Annotated in this window: 16 protein-coding genes; 15 read left to right on the top strand and 1 reads right to left on the bottom strand. The window is 73.0% G+C overall.

The features are described from left to right. The first annotated feature begins 10 nt into the window (after window positions 1–10). From EDD28_RS03220 to EDD28_RS03150, 15 genes are read left to right on the top strand one after another with little or no spacing between them, the layout of a single operon-like run. Window positions 11–568, top strand: coding sequence for an NADH-quinone oxidoreductase subunit B (locus EDD28_RS03220; protein ID WP_123738305.1), 558 nt, complete (start codon window positions 11–13; stop codon window positions 566–568). Further along, window positions 565–1,446 carry an NADH-quinone oxidoreductase subunit C gene (locus EDD28_RS03215; protein WP_123738304.1) on the top strand — a complete coding sequence of 294 codons (882 nt, stop codon included), beginning with the start codon at window positions 565–567 and terminating at the stop codon, window positions 1,444–1,446. Before EDD28_RS03220 ends, EDD28_RS03215 begins: the two co-directional genes overlap by 4 nt. Then, window positions 1,443–2,834 carry an NADH-quinone oxidoreductase subunit D gene (locus EDD28_RS03210; RefSeq protein ID WP_123738303.1) on the top strand — a complete coding sequence of 464 codons (1,392 nt, stop codon included), beginning with the start codon at window positions 1,443–1,445 and terminating at the stop codon, window positions 2,832–2,834. Before EDD28_RS03215 ends, EDD28_RS03210 begins: the two co-directional genes overlap by 4 nt. Beyond that, window positions 2,831–3,772, top strand: a complete 942-nt coding sequence (nuoE, locus tag EDD28_RS03205) for an NADH-quinone oxidoreductase subunit NuoE (protein WP_170169330.1) — start codon at window positions 2,831–2,833, stop codon at window positions 3,770–3,772. The genes EDD28_RS03210 and nuoE overlap by 4 nt, the downstream gene beginning before the upstream one ends. Continuing rightward, the gene (gene nuoF, locus EDD28_RS03200; protein WP_123738302.1) at window positions 3,769–5,082 is read left to right on the top strand and encodes an NADH-quinone oxidoreductase subunit NuoF; all 1,314 of its coding nucleotides are present in this window, start codon (window positions 3,769–3,771) and stop codon (window positions 5,080–5,082) included. Before nuoE ends, nuoF begins: the two co-directional genes overlap by 4 nt. Then, window positions 5,079–7,532: an NADH-quinone oxidoreductase subunit G gene (locus EDD28_RS03195; protein ID WP_123738301.1), complete on the top strand. Its 2,454-nt coding sequence runs from the start codon at window positions 5,079–5,081 to the stop codon at window positions 7,530–7,532. Before nuoF ends, EDD28_RS03195 begins: the two co-directional genes overlap by 4 nt. After that, window positions 7,529–8,908: an NADH-quinone oxidoreductase subunit NuoH gene (gene nuoH, locus EDD28_RS03190; protein ID WP_123738300.1), complete on the top strand. Its 1,380-nt coding sequence runs from the start codon at window positions 7,529–7,531 to the stop codon at window positions 8,906–8,908. The genes EDD28_RS03195 and nuoH overlap by 4 nt, the downstream gene beginning before the upstream one ends. Beyond that, window positions 8,901–9,620, top strand: coding sequence for an NADH-quinone oxidoreductase subunit NuoI (nuoI, locus tag EDD28_RS03185; protein WP_123738299.1), 720 nt, complete (start codon window positions 8,901–8,903; stop codon window positions 9,618–9,620). Before nuoH ends, nuoI begins: the two co-directional genes overlap by 8 nt. Continuing rightward, complete coding sequence (locus EDD28_RS03180; protein WP_123738298.1) at window positions 9,620–10,606, top strand: NADH-quinone oxidoreductase subunit J; 987 nt, start codon at window positions 9,620–9,622, stop codon at window positions 10,604–10,606. Before nuoI ends, EDD28_RS03180 begins: the two co-directional genes overlap by 1 nt. Next, the gene (gene nuoK, locus EDD28_RS03175; RefSeq protein WP_123738297.1) at window positions 10,603–10,902 is read left to right on the top strand and encodes an NADH-quinone oxidoreductase subunit NuoK; all 300 of its coding nucleotides are present in this window, start codon (window positions 10,603–10,605) and stop codon (window positions 10,900–10,902) included. Before EDD28_RS03180 ends, nuoK begins: the two co-directional genes overlap by 4 nt. A 2-nt stretch (window positions 10,903–10,904) precedes the next feature. Beyond that, on the top strand, window positions 10,905–12,836 hold the full coding sequence (gene nuoL / locus EDD28_RS03170; protein WP_123738296.1) for an NADH-quinone oxidoreductase subunit L: 1,932 nt from the start codon (window positions 10,905–10,907) through the stop codon (window positions 12,834–12,836). A gap of 15 nt (window positions 12,837–12,851) precedes the next feature. Continuing rightward, window positions 12,852–14,399 (top strand): NADH-quinone oxidoreductase subunit M, encoded by a 1,548-nt coding sequence (locus EDD28_RS03165; protein ID WP_123738295.1) that lies wholly within the window; start codon window positions 12,852–12,854, stop codon window positions 14,397–14,399. After that, window positions 14,396–15,970, top strand: a complete 1,575-nt coding sequence (nuoN, locus tag EDD28_RS03160) for an NADH-quinone oxidoreductase subunit NuoN (protein ID WP_123738294.1) — start codon at window positions 14,396–14,398, stop codon at window positions 15,968–15,970. Before EDD28_RS03165 ends, nuoN begins: the two co-directional genes overlap by 4 nt. A gap of 5 nt (window positions 15,971–15,975) precedes the next feature. Continuing rightward, complete coding sequence (locus tag EDD28_RS03155) at window positions 15,976–17,046, top strand: polyprenyl synthetase family protein (RefSeq protein WP_123738293.1); 1,071 nt, start codon at window positions 15,976–15,978, stop codon at window positions 17,044–17,046. Continuing rightward, window positions 17,009–17,863 (top strand): putative protein N(5)-glutamine methyltransferase, encoded by an 855-nt coding sequence (locus EDD28_RS03150; RefSeq protein ID WP_123738292.1) that lies wholly within the window; start codon window positions 17,009–17,011, stop codon window positions 17,861–17,863. The genes EDD28_RS03155 and EDD28_RS03150 overlap by 38 nt, the downstream gene beginning before the upstream one ends. Window positions 17,864–17,879: 16 nt before the next feature. Here the strand turns inward: EDD28_RS03150 and eccCa are convergent, their stop codons facing one another. After that, complete coding sequence (gene eccCa / locus EDD28_RS03145) at window positions 17,880–21,887, bottom strand: type VII secretion protein EccCa (RefSeq protein ID WP_123739895.1); 4,008 nt, start codon at window positions 21,885–21,887, stop codon at window positions 17,880–17,882. Window positions 21,888–21,950: the final 63 nt, after the last annotated feature.

The raw sequence follows: 21,950 nt of genomic DNA, 5'->3' as shown, positions 1-21,950 counted from the left end.
GGAGGCGGACATGGGACGCGGTATCGAGGAGCAGGCTCCCGGCTTCGCACTGGGCGCGATCGGCGACATCGTCGGGCTGGCCCGCAAGGCGTCGATGTGGCCCGTCACGATGGGGCTCGCGTGCTGCGCCATCGAGATGATGGCGACGGGCACGCCCCGTTTCGACATCTCCCGGTTCGGCATGGAGGTCTTCCGGGCCTCCCCGCGCCACGCGGACCTCATGATCGTCTCGGGCCGGCTGTCGCAGAAGATGGCCCCCATCGTGCGTCAGGTCTACGACCAGATGTCCGAGCCGAAGTGGGTCCTGTCGATGGGCGCCTGCGCGTCCTCCGGCGGGATGTTCAACAACTACGCGATCGTCCAGGGCGTCGACCACGTCGTCCCCGTCGACATCTACCTGCCCGGCTGCCCGCCGCGCCCGGAGATGCTGCTGAACGCGATCCTCGAGCTGCACGAGCAGGTCAAGAAGGCGCCGCTCGGCGCCCGCCGGGACGAGATCGCCCGTCGCGTCGAGGCCGCGGCGCTCGCCGCCACCCCGACGCACGCCCAGAAGGGGCTGCTCGCATGAGCACCGACACCCCGGGGAGCAAGGCGAACCCGCCCGAGGAGACGCGCCCCGACGCGCCGTCGTCCGCCGTGCCCGAGGCTCCGGCTGCCGCCCCGACCGACCCCGCCGCCGTCACGTCCGGCGAGCTGGACGACGCGGGCGAGGTCGTCGAGGGGGGCCCGGTGGTGCCGGGCGGGTTGCCCGAGCCGGCCCCCGCGCTGGAGGACCAGGCCCGCGGCGACCTCGTCGCCACCCGCCAGGGCCTGTTCGGCAACACGGACACGGGCGACACGTCCGGCTTCCGCGGTCTCCAGGTCTCCGTCGTCATCGACGTCCCGACCGAGCGGCCCTACGGCGGCTGGTTCGACGAGGTCGTCGACATCCTCGCCGAGGTGCTCGAGGACAACGGGATCGCCTACGGGGCGGCCGTGCGCAAGGTCGTCGTCGACCGCGGCGAGCTGACGCTCGAGATCGCGCGCGAGCACCTCGTGACGGTCTGCCGCCTCCTGCGCGACGAGCAGGACCTGCGCTTCGACCTGTCGCTCGGCGTCAGCGGGGTGCACTACCCGGAGGACGCCGGCCGCGAGCTGCACGCCGTCTACCACCTGCGCTCCATCACGAACGGTCCCCGGCTGCTGCGGCTCGAGGTCGCCGTGCCGGACGCCGACCCGCACGTCCCGTCGACGACGAACGTCTACCCGGTCAACGACTGGCACGAGCGCGAGACCTGGGACTTCTTCGGGATCATCTTCGACGGCCACCCCGGCCTCGCCCGCATCGCGATGCCGGACGACTGGGTCGGCCACCCCCAGCGCAAGGACTACCCGCTGGGCGGCATCCCCGTCGAGTACAAGGGCGCCACCGTGCCCCCCGCCGACCAGCGGAGGTCCTACCGATGAGCACGGCTCACCACACGTCCCGGACCGGCCGCGTCGACGGCGCGACCGAGTCCACGTTCGTCGACGGCGTCGAGGAGGACCTCGACGGCGCCGCGTCGTTCACCGCGCACGGCGGCGACTGGGCGCAGATCGCCGAGGAGGCGGCCCGGCTCGGCGAGGAGCGGATCGTCGTCAACATGGGTCCCCAGCACCCGTCGACGCACGGCGTGCTCCGGCTCATCATCGAGCTCGACGGCGAGACCGTCCGCGAGGCCCGGGTCGGCATCGGCTACCTGCACACGGGCATCGAGAAGAACATGGAGTTCCGCACGTGGACCCAGGGCGTGACGTACTGCACGCGCATGGACTACGTCGCCCCGTTCTTCCAGGAGGTCGCCTACTGCCTCGGCGTCGAGAAGCTCCTCGGCATCGAGGCGCCTGAGCGCGCCACGCTCGTCCGCGTCCTGCTCATGGAGCTGCAGCGCGCCGCGTCGCACCTCGTCGCGATCGGCACGGGCGGCAACGAGCTCGGCGCGACGACGATCATGACGGAGGCGTTCACCGCCCGCGAGGAGATCCTCAAGATCTTCGAGCTCGTCTCGGGCCTGCGGATGAACCACGCGTACATCCGCCCGGGCGGGCTCGCCCAGGACATCCCGCCGGGGACGACCGCGGCCATCCGCGAGATGATGCCGCGGTTCTTCCAGTACGTCGGCCACCTGCACAAGCTGATCGACGCGAACCCGATCATGAAGGGCCGCGCCATCGGGATCGGCTACCTGCCGCTCTCGACGGCGATGTCGCTCGGGGTGACGGGGCCGATCCTGCGCTCCGCCGGCCTCCCGTTCGACCTGCGCAAGGACGACCCGTACTGCGGGTACGAGACCTACGACTTCAAGGTCCCGACCTCCTCCGACGCCGACGCCTTCTCGCGGATCCTGCTCCGGTTCGACGAGATCGACGAGTCGATGCGCATCGTCGAGCAGGTCATGGACCGGATCGACGCGCAGGACAGGGCCGGCGGCAGCCACCCGGTCATGGTCGCCGACCCCGAGGTGCGCTGGCCGGCCCAGCTCGCCATCGGCCCGGACGGCCAGGGCACCTCCGCCGCCCACATCCGCGAGATCATGGGCCACTCGATGGAGTCGCTCATCCACCACTTCAAGCTGGTGACCGAGGGCTTCCGCGTCCCGGCCGGCCAGGTGTTCGTCGACGTCGAGCACGCCAAGGGCAACCTGGGCGTCCACCTCGTCTCCGACGGCGCGACGCGTCCCTACCGCGCCCACTTCCGTGATCCGTCCTTCACCAACCTCCAGTCGCTGGCGGCCATGTGCGAGGGCGGGCAGATCGCCGACGTCGTCGTGGCAGTCGCCTCGATCGACCCCGTCCTGGGAGGTGTCGACCGATGACCGACGACCTGTACCTGGCGGACGCCATGGCCGCATCGGCCGTCGCGACCCCGTCCGGCGGACCCTCGGGCTACGACCCGGCGACCGAGGCGCGGCTGCGCGAGGACAGCGCGGCGATCATCGCGCGCTACCCCGAGCCCCGCAGCGCGCTGCTGCCGATGCTCCACCTCATCCAGTCGGTCGACTCGTTCGTCTCGCCCCGCGGCATCGCGCTGTGCGCCGAGCTGCTGGACCTGAGCCGCGCCGAGGTCTCGGCCGTCGCGACGTTCTACAGCCAGTACAAGCGCAAGCCGAACGGCAGCTACACGGTTGGCGTCTGCACGAACACGCTGTGCGCCGTCATGGGCGGCGACGCGGTCTACGACGCCGTCAGCTCCCACCTCGGGATCGGCAACGACGAGACGACGGACGACGGCGCCATCACGCTCGAGCGGATCGAGTGCAACGCCGCCTGCGACTACGCCCCGGTCGTCATGGTCAACTGGGAGTTCTTCGACAACATGACCCCGGCCCGCGCGGTCGAGGTGGTCGACGAGCTGCGCTCCGGGACGCCGGTCCGGGCCGACCGCGGCCCCGTCGTGCAGGACTTCAGGTCCGTCTCGAGGGTCCTGGCCGGGTTCGAGGACGGCCTGGTCGACGACGGCCCGGCCGGCGGCGCCCCGACGCTCGTCGGCCTCGAGATCTCGCGCGAGCGGCACTGGGCCGCCCCGGCCTACCCGGCCGGATCGCCCGGCGCCGAGGCGGCCGCGGAGCCGCGGGCGGCCACCGGCGAGCCGACCTCGGACGCGACGACGGCCGAGGCGGCCGACGACGCCGGCGTCGGCGGGCCGGGCTCGAGCGCCGAGCACGCCGAGCCGATCGGCGAGGCCGAGGCCAGCGGCGCGGACAACCGCGGCGAGCCCGATCAGCAGGGTGAGACCTCTGGGAGCGAGTCATGACCGACGTGCTGACCCCCGTCCTGTCGGACATCTGGGACGCCGAGGCGTCCTGGACGCTCCAGACCTACCGCGAGCACGGCGGGTACCGCGCGCTCGCGATCGCGAACGACATGGCCCCGGGTGACATCGTCAACCTGGTGAAGGGGTCGAACCTGCGCGGCCGCGGCGGCGCCGGCTTCCCGACCGGCCTCAAGTGGAGCTTCCTCCCCCCGCCGGACGGCGGCCCCCGCTACCTCGTCGTCAACGCGGACGAGTCCGAGCCGGGGACGTGCAAGGACATCCCGCTCATGATGGCCAACCCCCACGTCCTCGTCGAGGGCGTGGCGATCACCTCGCGCGCGATCGGCTGCGACCACGCGTTCATCTACCTGCGCGGCGAGGTCGTCCAGGTCTACCGCCGCCTGCTCGCCGCCGTTCGCGAGGCGAGCGACGCCGGGCTGCTCGGCGACCTCAGGGTCACGGTCCACGCGGGCGCCGGCGCCTACATCTGCGGCGAGGAGACGGCGCTGCTCGACTCGCTCGAGGGCCGCCGCGGCCAGCCCCGGCTCAAGCCGCCGTTCCCCGCCGTCGCGGGCCTGTACGCCCGCCCGACGGTGGTCAACAACGTCGAGTCGATCGCGTCGGTGCCGGGCATCGTCCTCGGTGGCGCCGAGTGGTTCTCCGGGCTCGGCACGGCCAAGAGCTCCGGGCACGGCATCTTCTCCCTCTCCGGCCACGTCGAGCGCCCCGGCCAGTACGAGGCGCCCATGGGCATCACGCTGCGCGAGCTGCTCGAGCTGGCCGGGGGCATCCGCAGGGGCCACCGGCTCAAGTTCTGGACCCCGGGCGGCTCCTCCACGCCGATCCTCACGCAGGAGCACCTCGACGTCCCGCTCGACTTCGACTCGGTGGCCGCCGCCGGCTCGATGCTCGGCACGCGCGCGCTGCAGATCTTCGACGAGACGGTCTCGGTCGTGCGGGCCGTGACGCGCTGGATCGACTTCTACAAGCACGAGTCGTGCGGCAAGTGCACCCCGTGCCGCGAGGGCACCTACTGGATGCAGCAGCTCATGCACCGCCTGGAGGCGGGGCAGGGGACGCCCGAGGACATCCAGACGCTCGACGACGTCGCGAACAACATCTTCGGCCGCAGCTTCTGCGCGCTCGGCGACGCCGCGACGACGCCGGTCACGAGCGGTCTGCAGCACTTCCGCGACGAGTTCGAGGCGGGCTGCCACACCCCGGCGTGGGAGCTCTTCCCGCCGGAGGCCAGCGCGCTGGAGAGCGTGACCTCGAACCCCGCCCGTACCCCCAAGGAGGTCACGGCATGACGACGACGCAGCCCACGCCGGCTACGCAGCTCGTGCCGCTCGTCGAGGTGACGATCGACGGCTTCACCACCGAGGTGCCCAAGGGCACGCTCGTCATCCGGGCGGCCGAGGACCTCGGGATCGCCATCCCGCGCTTCTGCGACCACCCGCTGCTCAAGCCGGCCGGCGCCTGCCGCCAGTGCCTCGTCGAGGTCGCGATGCCGGACCGCGAGGGCACCCTGCGCCCGATGCCGAAGCCGCAGGCCTCCTGCACGCTCGAGGTCTCCCCTGGCATGGTCGTCAACACGCAGATGACCAGCGAGGTCGCGGACAAGGCGCAGGAGGGGGTGATGGAGTTCCTCCTCATCAACCACCCCCTCGACTGCCCCATCTGCGACAAGGGCGGCGAGTGCCCGCTGCAGAACCAGGCGATGACGGCCGGCCGCGAGGTCAGCCGGTTCCACGGCGTCAAGCGGACCTACCCGAAGCCGATCTCGGTCTCGACCCAGATCCTCCTCGACCGCGAGCGCTGCATCCTGTGCCAGCGGTGCACCCGGTTCTCCGACGAGATCGCCGGCGACCCGTTCATCGACCTGCAGATGCGGGGCGCGCGCCAGCAGATCGGCGTGTTCGACGCCGAGGTGCTCGGCTTCACGGGTAGCTCGCCCGTGGGACCGGCCGAGCTCGACGAGTCCGGTCAGCCGTTCGCCTCCTACTTCTCGGGCAACACGATCCAGATCTGCCCGGTCGGCGCGCTCACCTCGGCGAGCTACCGCTTCCGCGCCCGCCCGTTCGACCTCGTCTCCGCCCCGTCGATCGCCGAGCACGACGCCTGTGGCGCCGCGATCCGCGTCGACCACCGCCGCGGCGTCGTCCTGCGTCGACTCGCCGGCGAGGACATGGCCGTCAACGAGGAGTGGGTCAGCGACAAGGACCGGTTCGCCTTCCGCTGGCAGGCGGCGCCCGACCGGCTGCTCGCGCCGCTCGTCCGGGAGAACCCGGACGGGACGGGCGACCTCGTCGAGACGAGCTGGGGCGACGCGCTCGACGTCGCCGCGACGCTGCTCGCGCAGCGCCGCGGTCGTCTCGCAGCCCTGCCGGGCGGCCGCCTCACCTACGAGGACGCGCTCGCCTGGAGCTCCTTCACCCGCGGCGTCCTCGGCACGAACGACGTCGACTTCCGCTCCCGCGCCTACGGCAGCTCCGAGGAGGCCGACTTCCTGGCCGCGCGCGTCGCCGCGTCCGGGATCGGCGTCACGTACGGGGACCTGGAGAACGCCGACGTCCTGCTCGTCGGCCTCGAGCCGGAGGACGAGGCGGCGACGATCTTCCTGCGGCTGCGCAAGGCTGTCCTCGCCGGCGGCACCCGCGTCCGGACGGTCGCCCCGTTCCTGTCCCGCGGCTCGACCAAGATGCACGCGACGCTCCTGCCCGCGGCGCCCGGCACCGAGCCCGAGGTGCTGGCCTCGGTGACGGAGCTCGGCGGGGAGGGACGCCTCGGCGTCGTCCTCGTCGGCGAGCGGCTCGCCGCCGTCCGCGGCGGTCTCGCCGCGGCGGCCGAGCTGGCGACGCGCACGGGCGCCCGCCTCGCGTGGGTCCCGCGCCGCGCCGGCGACCGCGCCGCCGTCGAGGCCGGCCTGCTGCCGCAGCTCCTGCCCGGCGGCCGCCCCGTGGCCGACCAGGCCGCGCGCGCCGAGATCGCCGCAGCCTGGGGCGCCCCGGTGCCCGAGACGCCGGGGCGCGACCTCGTCGGGATCCTCGCCGCCCTCGCCTCCGGCGAGCTCGCCGGCGTCGTGATCGGCGGTGTCGAGCTGTCCGACCTGCCCGACCCGGACGCGGCCCGCGCCGCGCTCGAGGCGGTCCGCGCCGCCGGCGGGATCGTCGTCTCGCTCGAGGTCCGCGCGTCGGAGGTCACCGAGCTGGCCGACGTCGTGCTCCCCGTGGCGCCGCCCGTCGAGAAGGCCGGCACGTTCCTCACCTGGGAGGGCCGGCCGCGCCGGTTCGACGAGGTGTTCGAGACGCCGGCCCGCAGCGACGCCGAGGTCATCCGGATGCTCTGCGACGAGCTCGGCGTGACGCTCACCGCCACCGAGCCGCAGCTCTGGCGCGGCGAGCGCGTCGCGCTCGGCGCGGCCCAGCCCGGCCCGGTGCCGGCGCCCGGCGAGGGTCAGGCGGTGCTCGCCACGTGGCGGCTCCTGCTCGACGCCGGTCGCGGCCAGGACTTCGAGCCGCACCTGGCCGGGACGGCGCGCCGCCCGGTCGCGATGATGTCGCGGGCGACGGCGGACGCGCTCGGCGTCGCCGACTCCCCGACGGTGCGGCTGCGCGGCCCGCGCGGCGAGGCGGAGTACCCGCTCGTCGTCGCCGGCGTGGTCGACGGTGTCGTGTGGGTGCCGGCCGACCCGAGGGACTTCCCCTCGACCGCCCATCTCGGCGTCCGCGCCGGAGAGATCGTGGAGGTGGCCAAGTGAACGCCGTCAACCATGGCGTCGTCGCCGACTTCAGCAACGACACCTGGTGGATCTGGGTCATCAAGGCCGTCGGGATCCTCGTCTTCCTGCTGCTCAACGTGCTGCTCGCCATCTGGGCCGAGCGGCGCGTGCTCGGCCGGATGCAGGTGCGGCCCGGCCCGAACACCCACGGTCCGCTCGGCCTGTTCCAGTCGCTCGCCGACGCGATCAAGCTCCTCCTCAAGGAGGACATGATCGTCAAGGCGGCCGACAAGTTCGTCTACATCCTCGCGCCGCTCATCACGGTGTTCGCCTCGCTGCTCATCTTCGCGGTCATCCCGATGGGCCCCGAGGTCAGCATGTTCGGCGTCCTCACGCCGCTGCAGCTCACCGACATGCCGGTCGCGGTGCTCTACATCCTGGCCGTCGCCTCGTTCGGCGTGTACGGGATCATGCTCGGCGGCTGGGCCTCCGGCTCCACGTACCCGCTGCTCGGCTCCGTCCGCGGCACCGCGCAGGTGATCTCCTACGAGCTGGCCATGGGCCTCTCGCTCGTGAGCGTGTTCGTGGTCTCCGGGTCGATGTCGACCTCGGCGATCGTCGAGGCGCAGACGAACTTCTGGTGGGCGCTGGCCCTCCTACCGGCGTTCCTCGTCTACATCGTCTCGATGGTCGGTGAGGTCAACCGCCTCCCGTTCGACCTGCCCGAGGCCGAGGGGGAGCTGGTCGCCGGTCACATGACCGAGTACTCCTCGATGAAGTTCGCCTGGTTCTTCCTCGCCGAGTACATCAACATGTTCAACGTCTCGGCGATCGCGACGACGCTCTTCCTCGGCGGCTGGCGCGCCCCGTGGCCGATCTCGGCCATCGCGGGCGGCATGTTCAACGAGGGCTGGTGGCCCTTCCTGTGGTTCTTCCTCAAGATGTGGCTCGTCATGTTCTTCTTCTTCTGGGTCCGCGGGACGCTGCTGCGCTTCCGGTACGACCAGTTCATGAACATCGGCTGGAAGGTCCTCATCCCGACGGCGCTCGTGTGGCTCGTCGCCGTCGTGGCCGTGCAGGCGACGCGCCAGTTCGCTGAGGTCCAGCTCTCCACGCTCCTGTGGTGGATCGCGATCCCGCTCGGGGTCGCCCTCGTCCTGCTCCTGGTCTGGCCGACCAGGAAGGAACCCGAACCGGTGGTCGCCGCGACCGTCCCGCGGGAGTACGACCCGCTGGCGGACGGCTACCCCGTCCCGCCGCTGCCCGGCCAGGTCCTCCCGCCGGCCCCCCGGCGTCGCACCGTGTCCGTCGGGCTCGTCCCGGGCACCGCGACGGCGGGCACCGGCCCGGCCGCCGACGCCGGTGCCACCCCATCGTCCGCACCGTCCGGAAACGAGGAGTCCAGCCATGGCTGAGCCAGAGCAGAGGGCCGGCTCGACGGGGTCCAGCACGCCGATCACGGACGCCGCCGTCGCCAGGCGCGGCAGCGCGATCGCGGAGCTGTTCGCCCCCGTCGCCGGCTTCGGCGTCACGTTCTCGAACATGTTCCGGCCGATGGTCACGGAGCAGTACCCGTTCGTGAAGCACCCGACGCAGCCGCGCTACCACGGCCGCCACCAGCTCAACCGCTACGCGGACGGGCTGGAGAAGTGCATCGGCTGCGAGCTGTGCGCGTGGGCCTGCCCGGCGGACGCGATCTTCGTCGAGGCCGGCGAGAACACGCCAGACGAGCAGTTCTCGCCCGGCGAGCGCTACGGCCGCGTCTACGAGATCAACTACCTGCGGTGCATCTTCTGCGCCCTGTGCATCGAGGCGTGCCCGACGCGCGCGCTCACGATGACGAACGAGTACGAGCTCGCCGGCCCGACCCGCGAGGGCCTCATCTTCACCAAGGACGAGCTGCTCGCCCCGCTCAGGGAGGGGATGCTCGCCGCGCCGCACCCGATGGTGGAGGGCACGACGGACCGCGACTACTACGCGGGCGACGTCACCGCGCCGACCCCGTCCCAGGTGGCCTGGGTGGAGCGGGAGCGTCCCGAGGACCCGAGCCTCCCGGCGGCCGTCAAGGCGGCCGGCGCGGCACCGGCTGGATCCGCGGGCGCCTCGTCCGCCAAGGGGAGGGACTGATGGACTCCGTCGTCGGAACCGGCGGGGAGGTCGCGATCTTCTGGATCATCGCGCCCCTCATGGTGATCGCCGCGCTCGCGCTGCTGTTCGCGCGCAAGCCGGTGCACGCCGCCGTCGGGCTCATCTTCGTCATGATCGGCATGGCGTTCCTCTACACGATGCTCGAGGCGCCGTTCCTCGGCGTCGCTCAGGTGGTCGTCTACACCGGCGCGATCATGATCCTGTTCGTCTTCGTGCTCATGCTCGTCGGGGTCGATGCCGCCGACGCCGCGGTCGACACGCTCAAGGCGCAGCGCTGGGTCGCGTACGTCCTCGGGGCCGGCCTCGTCGCCGTCCTGGCCGGCGTGATCGTCACGGCGACGCTGCCGGACGCCGTCGGGCTCGAGGTCGCCAACGCCAACACGAACCCGGCCGGCGTCGCCCACGTGATCTTCGGCGCGACCGTGTTCACGCTCGAGCTCGTCGGGGTGCTGCTCATCGTCGCGGCGCTCTCGGCGATCACGCTGACCCACCGCGAGGCGCTCCAGCAGGCCCGCAACCAGAAGGCGACCGTGCGGCTGCGCCAGCGCGCCTACGCGCGCGGCGAGGGCTCGCAGGTACTCACCCCGATGCCGGCGCCCGGTGTCTACGCCGAGCACAACGCCGCCGACGTCCCGGCCCTCGACCCGTACGGCCGCCCGATCGACATCTCGGTCCCGCGCGTCCTGCGCATCCGGGGCCAGGAGCTGGACCCGGCGAGCTTCGACGGTCACGTCGCCCAGATCGCCGAGGGCCGCTACCTGTCCCGGCCGCCCGCGCCAACGCCCGAGCAGTCGGCGGCCGCGCTCGCGGCCGAGGCCGACGTCGAGCGCGCGGTCGTGACGGAGACGGTCGAGGACATGCTCGCCGAGGAGCGCGGCGACCTGCCGGAGCCCGAGTCCGATCACGAGTCGGAACCGACCGACGACGGCCGGTCCGACCTCGAGGAGAAGGGGGACCGGTCGTGACCCTCATGCACTACCTGGTGCTCTCGAGCATCCTGTTCACCATCGGGGCGGTGACCGTGCTCACCCGCCGCAACGCGATCCTCGCGTTCATGGGTGTCGAGCTCATGCTCAACTCGTGCAACCTCGCCCTCGTCACGTTCTCCCGCGTGCACGGCCAGCTCACCGGTCAGGTCATGGCGTTCTACGTCATGGTCGTCGCGGCGGCCGAGGTCGTCGTCGGGCTCGCGATCATCGTGTCCATCTACCGCGCCCGACGGACCGTCTCCGTCGACGAGCCGAGTCTCCTGAAGGGCTGAGGATGATCGAGTACTCCTGGCTCGCCATCGCCGTCCCGCTCGCCAGCTCCGGGCTGCTCCTGCTGCTCGGCCGGCGATCGAACGCGTGGGGCCACCTGCTCGCGACGGTCGCGTCCGCCGCGTCGTTCGTCGTCGGGCTCCTCGTGCTGCTCGAGGTGATGGGTCGCCCCGTCGCCGAGCGCGTGATCGACGTCCCCCTCTACGACTGGCTGCCGGCCGGCGACCTGTCGGTGGAGGCCGGGCTGCGGATCGACCCGCTGTCGCTGACCTTCGTCATGCTCATCACGTTCGTCGGCACGCTGATCCACGTCTACTCGATCGGCTACATGGCGCACGACCGGGCCCGCCGCCGGTTCTTCGCGTACCTCAACCTGTTCGTCGCCGCGATGCTCGTCCTGGTGATGGCGGACTCCTACGCGCTGCTGTTCGTCGGCTGGGAGGGCGTCGGTCTCGCGTCCTACCTGCTCATCGGGTTCTGGAACTTCCACACCCCGAACGCGGTCGCGGCGAAGAAGGCGTTCGTCATGAACCGCGTCGGTGACATGGGGCTCATCGTCGCGATGGGGCTCCTGTTCGCCACGTTCGGCAGCGTGAGCTTCGCCGACGTCGACGCCGGTGTCGCCGCCCTCTCGACCGTCAACTCCCCGATGCTGATCGCCACGGGCCTCATGCTCCTGCTCGGCGCGTGCGGCAAGTCGGCCCAGGTCCCGCTGCAGGCGTGGCTCGGTGACGCGATGGCCGGCCCGACGCCGGTCTCCGCGCTCATCCACGCCGCCACGATGGTGACGGCCGGCGTCTACCTCATCGTCCGGTCGGCCTCGATCTTCGACGCGGCGCCGACCGCGCAGCTCGTCGTGGTCGTCATCGGTGCCGTGACACTCCTGTTCGGGGCCGGCGTCGCCTGCGCCAAGGACGACATCAAGAAGTCGCTCGCCGGCTCGACGATGTCCCAGATCGGCTACATGGTGCTCGCGGCCGGGCTCGGCCCGATCGGGTACGCGTTCGCGATCTTCCACCTCGTGACGCACGGCTTCTTCAAGGCCGGTCTGTTCCTCGGGGCCGGCTCCGTCATGCACGGGATGGGCGACGACGTCGACATGCGCCGCTACGGCGCCCTGCGCAAGTTCATGGTCGTCACCTGGCTGACGTTCGGCGCCGGCTGGCTCGCGATCATGGGCGTCCCGCCGTTCGCCGGGTTCTACTCCAAGGACAAGATCATCGAGGCGGCGTTCGTCGGCTCGGGCTGGCAGCCCTGGGTGCTCGGCACCGTGACGCTGGTCGGCGCGGGCATCACGGCGTTCTACATGTCGCGGATGTTCTTCATGACCTTCACCGGCAAGGCGCGCTGGGTCGACAACGCCGACCTGCTCGGTCCCGACGACCGGCGCCCCGTCCGCCACCCGCACGAGTCCCCGGCCGTCATGACGATCCCGATGATCGTCCTCGCGATCGGGGCCGTGACCCTCGGCTTCCTCCTCTCGCTCGGCGACGGCATCGTCGGCTGGCTCGAGCCGGTGACGGGTCACGTCGACCACGAGGCGCACCCGCCCGTGCTCCCGGTGCCGGTCATCATGGGCGTCTCGCTCGCGCTCGTCGCGGTCGGGATCCTGCTCGCGTGGCGGCAGTACGGGCGCAACCCCGTCCCGATCACCCCACCGACCGGCAGCGTGCTCACCCGCGCGGCCCGGCAGGACTTCTACGGCGACGCCGTCAACGAGGCGGTCTTCCAGCGCCCCGGCCAGGACCTCTCGCGCACGCTCGTCTACGCGGACACCGCCGTGGTCGACGGCGCGATCCGGGGGGCCGCCGAGGGCACCGTCGGGCTCGGGCGGGCGCTGCGCAAGCTCCAGAACGGCATGGTGCGCAGCTACGGCCTCATGATCCTCGGCGGGTTCGTCCTCATCGCCGTCGTCCTTCACTTCGTCCGGATGTAAGAGAGGAGGAGACACTTGAGCACCCTGCCCTGGATCACCGTCCTGATCGCGCTGCCGATCATCGCGGCGGCTCTCCTCTGGTTCGTCCCCGCCCTGCACAAGGTGGCCCGCGCGTACGGCCTCGTCGTCTCGCTCGTCGTCGTCGCGATCGCGGTCGCGATGGCGACGCAGTTCGACGTCGCCGACGCCGCGCGCGTCCAGCTCACGCAGACGGCGCCGTGGATCCCCGCCATGGGCGTCAGCTACGCGGTGGGCGTCAACGGCCTCGGCCTCGTCATGGTCCTCCTGGCCGTCGGGCTCGTCCCCGTCGTCATCGCGTCGGACTGGCGCGCCGTTCCCGACGACGACGCCGACCCCGCGCTCGTCGCCCGGCGCCGCGCGACGTTCATCGCGCTGCTGCTCTCGCTCACCGGCCTCATGGTCGCGGTGTTCGCGGCACGCGACCTGTTCCTGTTCTACGTCGTGTTCGAGGTCATGCTGCTGCCCGTCTACTTCCTCATCGGGATGTTCGGCGGACCGAACCGGCGGGCGGCCGCGGTCAAGTTCCTGCTGTACTCCCTCGCGGGCGGGCTGGTCATGCTCGTCGGCGTCGTCGTGACGTTCCTCAACGGGCCGGGCGGGGAGCAGGGCTTCCTCATCGACAACCTCGCCGGCGTCATCGCCGACCCGACGATGGAGAAGTGGCTGTTCGTCGCGTTCTTCGTCGCCTTCGCGGTCAAGGCCCCGATGTGGCCGGTCCACACCTGGCTGCCCGACGCGACGGCGCAGGCCACGCCGGGCACCTCCACGCTGCTCGTCGGCGTGCTGGACAAGGTGGGCACCTTCGGGATGCTCGCGCTGTGCCTCCCGCTGTTCCCGAACGCCTCGCGCTGGGCCGCGCCGGTCATCGTCGTGCTCGCGATCGTCTCGCTGCTCTACGGCGCGCTGGTCGCGATCGGCCAGCAGGACCTCATGCGGTTCATCGCGTTCACGTCGGTGTCGCACTTCGGGTTCATCGTGCTCGGCATCTTCATCGGCTCGCAGGTCGCGCTGACCGGTGCGATGTTCTACATGCTCGCGCACGGCCTGTCGATCGCCGGGCTGTTCCTCCTCGGCGGCTTCCTCACGGAGCGCTCGCTCGAGGGCGGCCCGACGTCGCCGCAGGCGCGCCGGATCGCGGCCTGGGGCGGGATGCAGAAGGTCACGCCGATCCTGGCCGGGCTGTTCCTGGTCTCCGGCCTCGCCTCGGTCGCCCTGCCCGGCTTGTCCGGGTTCGTCGGGGAGTACCTCGTCCTCATCGGGTCGTTCCCCGAGTCGATCGCCGCCGGCGTGGTCGCCACGCTCGGCGTCGTGCTCGCCGCGGTCTACTTCCTCCTCGTCTACCAGAAGGTCTTCACGGGCCAGCCGTCGGAGGAGGTCGCGCAGGCCGCCGAGTCGGGCCGGATCACCGACCTGTCCGCGCGTGAGCGCTGGGCGATGGTCCCGGTCGTCGCCGCGATGCTGATCCTCGGGTTCGTCCCCGGGCCGGTCCTCGACCTGCTCACCCCGATCTCGCAGGTGCTCGCCATGGGAGGCGCCCAGTGAACTCGTTCGTCGCACCCGAGATCCAGTGGGCTGCGCTCTCGCCGATCCTCGTCGTCGTCGGGGCCGCGATCCTCGGGGTCGTGGTCGCCACCTTCGTCCCGAAGACCTCCCGCCGCACCGTCCAGGTGTTCGTCGCGCTGGCCGCGCCGCTCGTGGCGCTCGTCCTCGTCGCGTGGCGCTGGAGCGTCGTCGTGGGCGGGGGCGAGTCGACCCTCGTCGCCGGCCAGCTCGCCGAGGACGGTCCGACGCTCGCCATCCAGATGGTCCTCTGCCTGGTCGCGCTCGTCGGCTTCGCCGTCATGGCGTCGCGGCTGCCCAGCGGCGAGGAGGCGTTCGCGCCCCAGGGGGCCGCCGCGCCCGGCTCGCCGTACGAGGAGGCCGCCCGCAAGGCCGGCCTGGAGCAGACCGAGGTCTTCCCGCTCGCGCTGTTCAGTCTCGCGGGCATGCTCGTCTTCCCGATGGCGAACGACCTGCTCGTCCTGTTCGTCGCCCTCGAGGTGCTCTCGCTGCCGCTGTACGTGCTGACCGCCCTCGCGCGGCGGCGCCGCGTGCTGTCCCAGGAGGCGTCGCTCAAGTACTTCCTCCTCGGCGCCTTCTCCTCGGCCCTGTTCCTCTTCGGCGTCGCGCTGCTGTACGGCTTCTCCGGCTCGCTCGGCTACGCGGACCTCGGGACGGCGGCCGAGATGACCGTCGGGATGGACGGGATGGCCGTGATCGGCTTCCTGCTCGTGCTCGTCGGGCTCCTGTTCAAGGTCGGCGCCGTGCCGTTCCACGCGTGGGTCCCGGACGTCTACCAGGGTGCCCCGACCCCCGTGACGGGCTTCATGGCCGCCGCGACGAAGACGGCGGCGTTCGGCGCGATCCTGCGCCTGCTCTACGTCGCCGCCCCCGGCTTCGGCTGGGACCTCGAGCCCGTGCTGTGGACGGTCGCGATCGCCTCGATGCTCGTCGGGACCGTCCTCGCGATCGTCCAGACGGACATCAAGCGGATCCTCGCTTACTCCTCCGTCGCGCACGCCGGGTTCGCGCTCGTCGCCATCGCGACGCTGTCCCCCTCCGGCCCGTCGTCGCTCATCTTCTACCTGCTGGCGTACGGCCTGGCGACGGTCGGCGCGTTCGCCGTCATCACCCTGGTCCGCGAGCGCGACGCCGAGGGCAACGTCACCGGCGAGGCGACCCACCTGTCGCAGTGGGCCGGGCTCGGCCGCCGCCACCCGGTGCTCGCCGGGATGATGACGCTGTTCCTCCTGTCGTTCACGGGCATCCCGCTGACGGCCGGCTTCGTCGGGAAGTTCGTCGCGTTCGTCTCGGCCGTCGAGGGCGGCGCGTGGCCGCTCGTCGTCGTCGCCGTCGTGGCCTCGGCCGCCGCCGCGTTCTTCTACGTCCGGATCATCGTGCTCATGTTCTTCACCGAGCCCGAGGAGTCCGAGCGCCCCGGATCGGACGCGGTGACGCCGGGTGCGCTCACGGGCGTCGCCCTGTGGGTGTGCGCGATCGCGACGGTGGTGCTCGGTGTCTGGCCGACGCCCGTGCTCGACCTGCTCGCGCAGGCGGCTAAGTTCGTCGTGTGACTGACGTGACGACGACCGGGGACACCGGGGCTCCCGCGAGCCCCGGGGGCGCCCCGCCCGCGGGTCCGGCGGCCGCCTCGGCCCCGCTCCCGACGAACGACCCCGAGCTCGAGGCCGCCCTCGTCGACGGTCTCGCCGAGATCGAGCGCCGCCTCGAGGCGGCCGTGTCGGCGACCTCGGTGCTCGACGACGCGCCGTCCTCCCACCTGCTCAGCGCGGGCGGGAAGCGGATGCGCCCCGCGCTCGCGCTGCTCGCCGCCCAGCTCGGGACGGGGACGAGCGAGGAGGTGCTCGAGGCCGCCGTCGGCGTCGAGCTCACCCACCTCGCCTCGCTGTACCACGACGACGTCATGGACTCGGCCGCCACCCGGCGCGGGGTCCCGACGGCGCACGAGGTCTGGGGCAACTCCGTCGCGATCCTCGCGGGCGACCTGCTCTTCGCGCGCGCCTCGCAGACCGTCGCCGGGCTCGGTCCGGTGGCCGTCCGGATCCAGGCCGAGACGTTCGAGCGGCTCTGCGTCGGACAGCTCCACGAGACGCTCGGCCCCCAGGAGGGCGACGACCCGGTCGAGCACCACATCGGCGTCCTGGCCGGGAAGACGGGGTCGCTCATCGCGGCGGCCGCGCACTACGGGGCCATGTTCGCCGGCCTGTCGGGCGAGGAGCTGCGCGCGGTCGTCGAGTACGGCGAGCGCGTCGGCGTCGCCTTCCAGCTCGCCGACGACGTCCTCGACCTGACCTCCTCCGCCGAGGTCCTCGGCAAGACGCCGGGGACGGACCTGCGCGAGGGTGTCCCGACGATGCCGGTGCTGCTGCTGCAGCGCCGTGCCGCCGACGGGAGGATCGACGACGAGGGGACCGCGATCCTCGACGCGCTCGCGGGCGACCTCGGTTCGCCGGAGGCGCTCGAGGCCGTGGTCGCCCGACTCGCGGCGCACCCCGTCATGGAGGAGGCGCGCGAGATGGCTCGCGCCGTCGCCGCCGAGGCCGTCGCTCAGCTCGACGTCCTGCCCGACTCCGTGGCCAAGCGGGCCCTCGGTGAGTTCGCCGACGTCGTGGTCGAGCGCCTCGCCTGAGACCGGGCGGGCCGCCGCGGCCGGCGACCCGCCCGCCGGCGACCCGTCCGCCGCCGACCTGGTCGCGCGGCTGCGCGCCGCCGGCTGCGTCTTCGCCGAGGACGAGGCCCGGCTCCTGGGTGAGCTGCCCGAGGCGGGCGGGGCCCGCGAGGCCGCCGTGCGCCGCCGGGTCGCCGGCGAGCGGCTCGAGCACGTGCTCGGCTGGGCCGAGCTCTCCGGCGTGCGCATCGCCGTGACGCCGGGCGTCTTCGTGCCGCGCCGCCGGACGGAGGCGCTCGTCGCCGTCGCCCGACGGCTGCTCGCCCCCGGCGGCGTGCTCCTGGAGGTGTGCTGCGGGTCCGGCGCGATCGCCCGCGTCCTCGCCGAGCTGTGCGGGCCGGCGCGCGTCCACGCGAGCGACGTCGACCCCCGGGCCGTCGCGTGCGCCGAGCGCAACCTCGCGGGGTGGGGCGACGTGAGCGTCGCCGACGTCGTCGACGGGGTGCCGACCGACCTGCGGGGACGGGTGACGCTGCTGGTCGCGAACGTGCCCTACGTCCCGACGGACGAGCTCGACCTGCTGCCGCGCGACGCCCGCGACGGGGAGCCGCGCCGGACCCACGACGGTGGCGACGACGGGCTGGACGTGCTCCGGCGCGTGCTCGCCGCGGCGGGGGAGTGGCTCGCCCCCGGAGGCGCGACCGTGAGCGAGCTGGCCCCCGGCCAGGGCGCGGCCGCGATCGCGGCCGCGGTGCACGCCGGTCTCGCGGCGCACGCGGTGCTGGCCGACGACGAGGACGGGGCGGGGACGCTCGTCCTCGTCGCCCGCCGCCCCTGACCCGGGGCGCCGGGACTCAGGCGGTCGGGGCCGTCCAGGCGAGCTGGGCCACGCGCGTCCCGTGCTCGCGGGAGACGAGCTGGGCGCGTCCCGGCACCGCCCGGCGCGCCTTGACGGCACCGATGAGCTGGCCCTCGGCTGGGTCGCCGGAGAGCAGGACGCCGGGGGAGGCGAGGTCGCGGAGCGCCTGGACGACCGGGTCGTACAGCGCCCGGCTCGCGCCGCCGCTGCGCCGGGTCAGCACGACGTGCAGACCGACGTCCCGCGCCTGCGCGAGCAGCGGGACGAGCGCGGCCAGCGGGTTCCCGGCGGACGTGGCGACGAGGTCGTAGTCGTCGACCATGACGACGACCTCGGCCCCCGACCACCACGACCGCGAGCGGAGCTGGGCCGGCGTGACGTCGGGACCCGGCAGCCGCGTGCGCAGGTAGTCGGCGAGGTCGCGGAGCTGGGCGGTCGCCTGGTCGTGCGTCGTCAGGTAGCCACCGAGGTACTCCTCGGGGATCTCGCCGAGCAGCGCCCGGCGGTAGTCGACGGCGAAGATCTGCACGGCGTCCGGGGCGGCGACGCGGCGCAGCTCGGCCGCGTACGCGCGCAGGAACGCCGACTTGCCGGAGCCGGTGTCCCCGAACAGGTACAGGTGCGGGTCGTGCGCGAGGTCGAGCCGCAGGGGCGCCAGCGCGGCCTCGTCGATCCCGAGCAGCAGCGGCGCCGGCCGACCACCGCGCCGGACGGGCGCCACCGTGGGGTCGGCCCCCGCGAGCGTGCGGACCTCGGCGAGCGTGATCCGCTCCGGCAGCAGCCGCAGCTTCGGGCCGGCGGGACCGGTCCATGCGCGCTGGACCACCTGGACGAGGTGGTCGACCCCGTCCGCGAGCGTCGCTGCCCGCGGACGCCCGTCGATGCGCGGGAGCGCGAGGAGGACGTGGTTCTTCGTCGTCGCCAGCCCTCGGCCGGGGCGTCCGGCCGGAACCGTCGCCGCGACCCGTCGGTCCACCTCGGAGTCGGTCGGGTCGCCGAGCCGCAGCTCGACGCGGCTGCCGAGCACGTCCTTCATCGGCGCGCGGAAGTCCATCCAGCGCCCAGCGGCGACCACGACGTGCAGGCCGTACGTGAGACCGCGCGCGGCCAGGGCCTGGATCTCGACCTCCATCTGGTCGAAGTCGGCCCGCAGCGTCGACCAGCCGTCGATGACGAGGAACACGTCGCCGTAGCCGTCGTCGATGCCGCCCTGCTCCGGTCCCCGGCCGGGGACGCGTCGCGCCCGGTAGGTGTCGATCGAGTCGACGCCGATCTCGCGGAAGAACCGCTCCCTGGCGTCGACGATGCCGCGCACCTCGGCGAGCATCCGGTGGACGATCTCCTCCTCGCTGCGCGTGGCGATCCCGGCCACGTGCGGCAGGTCCCGCAGCGGCGCGAACGTCCCGCCGCCGAAGTCCATGACGTAGACCTGCACCTCGAGGGGCGAGTGGGTCAGCGCGAGCGCCGTGACGACCGAGCGCAGCGCCGTGCTCTTGCCGCTGCGCGGGCCGCCGACGACGGCGAGGTTGCCGCCGGCCCCCGACAGGGTGACCGTGAGCGTCTCGCGCCGCTGCTCCAGCGGGAGGTCGACCATGCCGAGGGGCAGCACGAAGTCGCCGGCCGCCCGCCACGCCGGCGAGTGCAGGCCGCGCCCGGGCAGGACCGCGAGGTCGGGCATCAGCTCGTCGTAGGTGAGCGGGGTCTCCAGCGGCTCCAGCCAGACGCGGTGCGCCGGGCGCCCGTGCCCGGCCATCCGCGAGACGGCGATGTCGAAGGTCGCGCGCGCGTCGTCCGGCTCCGCTCGTCCGGGCTGAGCCGCGTCCGCGGACTCCGGCTGCGCCGAGCCGACCGGTGCCGCCGTGAACGGCACGAGACTGACCTCGCCGTGCACGGCCGACGCGTCGGCGCCGCGCCGGCGACGCCGCCGGGGCGGCGGACCCGAGACGTACGCGGCGCGGAACTGGAGCATCGTCGTCGTGTCGGGCTTGAGGTAGCCCGTTCCCGGGATCGACGGCAGCTCGTAGGCGTCCGGCACCCCGAGCACGGCGCGCGACTCCTGCGCCGAGAACGTGCGCAGCCCGATCCGGTAGGACAGGTGCGACTCCAGACCGCGCAGCCGGCCCTCCTCCAGCCGCTGGGAGGAGAGCAGCAGGTGCATCTGGAGCGAGCGGCCCAGCCGCCCGATGGCGACGAACAGCTCGGTGAACTCGGGCTTGGCCGAGAGCAGCTCGGAGAACTCGTCGCACACGATGAGCAGGGCCGGCAGCGGCTCCAGCTCGGGCCGGTCGGTGGCGCGCGCCTTCTCGTACTCCGTCACGTTCGTGAAGTTGCCGGCCGCGCGCAGCAGCTCCTGGCGTCGCGTCATCTCCCCGCGCAGCGCGTCCTGCATCCGGTCGACGAGCGAGAGCTCCTGCCCGAGGTTCGTGATGATGGCCGAGACGTGCGGCAGGTCGGACATCCCGGCGAACGTCGCGCCGCCCTTGAAGTCGACGAGGACGAAGTTGAGGTCCTCGGAGGAGTGCGTCATCGCGAGCGCCAGCACGAGGGTGCGCAGCACCTCAGACTTGCCGGAGCCGGTCGCGCCGATGATGAGGCCGTGCGGCCCCATGCCGCCCTGCGCCGCCTCCTTGATGTCGAGGTGGACGGGCTGGCCGTGCGGCGTGAGCCCGATCGGCACGCGCAGGCGGTCGCGCAGCGCTCGGCGACGCCAGGAGCTCGTGACGTCGAGGTCGCGCACGTCGCCGAGCCCGAGGAGGTCGACGAGCTCGGCCGACGTCTGCGGTCGCGTCCCCTCGACCTCGGAGCTGGGCAGGCCGTGACGGGTGAGCCGGCGCGCCGCCGCCTCGGCCTCGGCGACGCCGAGCGCGTCCGCCCGCGCGAGGACGCCCGGGACGCCGGGGCGCAGCAGCTCGACCTGGATGCCGCCGGGCTCGCCGGGCCGGCCGCGCAGCAGGAGCCGGGCGCGGGCCGGGTCGTCGAGCTCGTTCCAGGCGGCCGGCAGGTCCAGGACGGTGACGCCCTGGAGCCCGGCCGCGAGGTCGTGCCCGAGCGGCGGCGTCACCCCGTCGAGGACCACGACGACGTGCGGGAGCTCCTGCGTCCCCCGCGCGGAGAAGTCGGGCCGGCCGAGGATGCCGGCGAGCTCGAGCGCCTCGTCGACGTCGTTCGTCACGAGCCGCCGGGGACCGGCGCCGTCGCGAGCGCTCGGCGACCACGCGTGCGGCAGCCACTTGACCCACTCCCACTCCGGGGCGGCCGAGGCGCCGGCGACCACGACGATCCGCAGGTGCTCGGGCGAGGCGAACGCCGCCAGGTGGACGAGCATCGCCCGCGCGAGGGCGCGCGCCGGGGCCTCGAGCCCGGCGACCTCGACGTGGCTGTGCTGCTGCAGGTCGAGCGGCAGCGGCAGGTCGTGCGCGATCGCGTGCGTGAGGAGGAACCGGTGCGCGGCCGACGCGGCGACCGGGTCGAGCTGCGCGAGCGGCGCGGTCTCCGGTGGCAGCAGCTCGAGGCAGAGCTGCGCGTCGCCCGTCCCGAACCGCGCGTGGAGGAAGTCCGGGTCGACGGGCGCGCGCTCCCAGACACGCGAGCCCTCCTCGACCAGCAGCGGCAGCATCGGGGGGTCGGGGAGCTGCCACAGCGCCGCGCGGCGCTGCCGGGCGCCCGCGGCGCGGACGGACTCGCGCAGGTCCGCGAGGTAGAACAGGTACTCGCGCCGGTTCGATGTCACCCGCGCCCGGTGCTGGCTGCGCTGGCGCAGCAGGTTGACGACGACGAACCCGAGCGAGGCGACGAGGATGCCGGCGCCCATGAGGATGCGGGTCTGGCCGCCTGGCCCGCCGGCCCCGAACGAGATGAGCGCGATCGAGCCGACCGACCCGACGACGGGCATGATCGACATGAGCGCGCCGCTCGCGCCCTCGGGCCGCACGAGCTCGGGCGGGGGCTGGAGCGTCACCGTCCCGGAGGGGACGTCGGGCGCCGCCAGACGCCCCACAACCACGCTGGGCTCCGCGCTCATCGGGTCTGCACCGTCCTAGTCGTCACGCACCGAGCCTAGAGGGCC

The organism is Salana multivorans, assembly GCF_003751805.1.
Lineage (GTDB): Bacteria > Actinomycetota > Actinomycetes > Actinomycetales > Beutenbergiaceae > Salana > Salana multivorans.
The sequence above is the reverse complement of the archived record's forward strand: the minus strand, read 5'-3'. Positions and strand labels throughout refer to the sequence as shown.

What these genes read in the sequence shown, in the direction of transcription:
- EDD28_RS03180 (WP_123738298.1), top strand. Translation starts at nt 9,620, where the DNA reads ATGGACTCCGTCGTCGGAACCGGCGGGGAGGTCGCGATCTTCTGGATC.
- EDD28_RS03210 (WP_123738303.1), top strand. Translation starts at nt 1,443, where the DNA reads ATGAGCACGGCTCACCACACGTCCCGGACCGGCCGCGTCGACGGCGCG.
- nuoF (WP_123738302.1), top strand. Translation starts at nt 3,769, where the DNA reads ATGACCGACGTGCTGACCCCCGTCCTGTCGGACATCTGGGACGCCGAG.
- nuoL (WP_123738296.1), top strand. Translation starts at nt 10,905, where the DNA reads ATGATCGAGTACTCCTGGCTCGCCATCGCCGTCCCGCTCGCCAGCTCC.
- EDD28_RS03215 (WP_123738304.1), top strand. Translation starts at nt 565, where the DNA reads ATGAGCACCGACACCCCGGGGAGCAAGGCGAACCCGCCCGAGGAGACG.
- EDD28_RS03220 (WP_123738305.1), top strand. Translation starts at nt 11, where the DNA reads ATGGGACGCGGTATCGAGGAGCAGGCTCCCGGCTTCGCACTGGGCGCG.
- nuoE (WP_170169330.1), top strand. Translation starts at nt 2,831, where the DNA reads ATGACCGACGACCTGTACCTGGCGGACGCCATGGCCGCATCGGCCGTC.
- nuoI (WP_123738299.1), top strand. Translation starts at nt 8,901, where the DNA reads ATGGCTGAGCCAGAGCAGAGGGCCGGCTCGACGGGGTCCAGCACGCCG.
- EDD28_RS03195 (WP_123738301.1), top strand. Translation starts at nt 5,079, where the DNA reads ATGACGACGACGCAGCCCACGCCGGCTACGCAGCTCGTGCCGCTCGTC.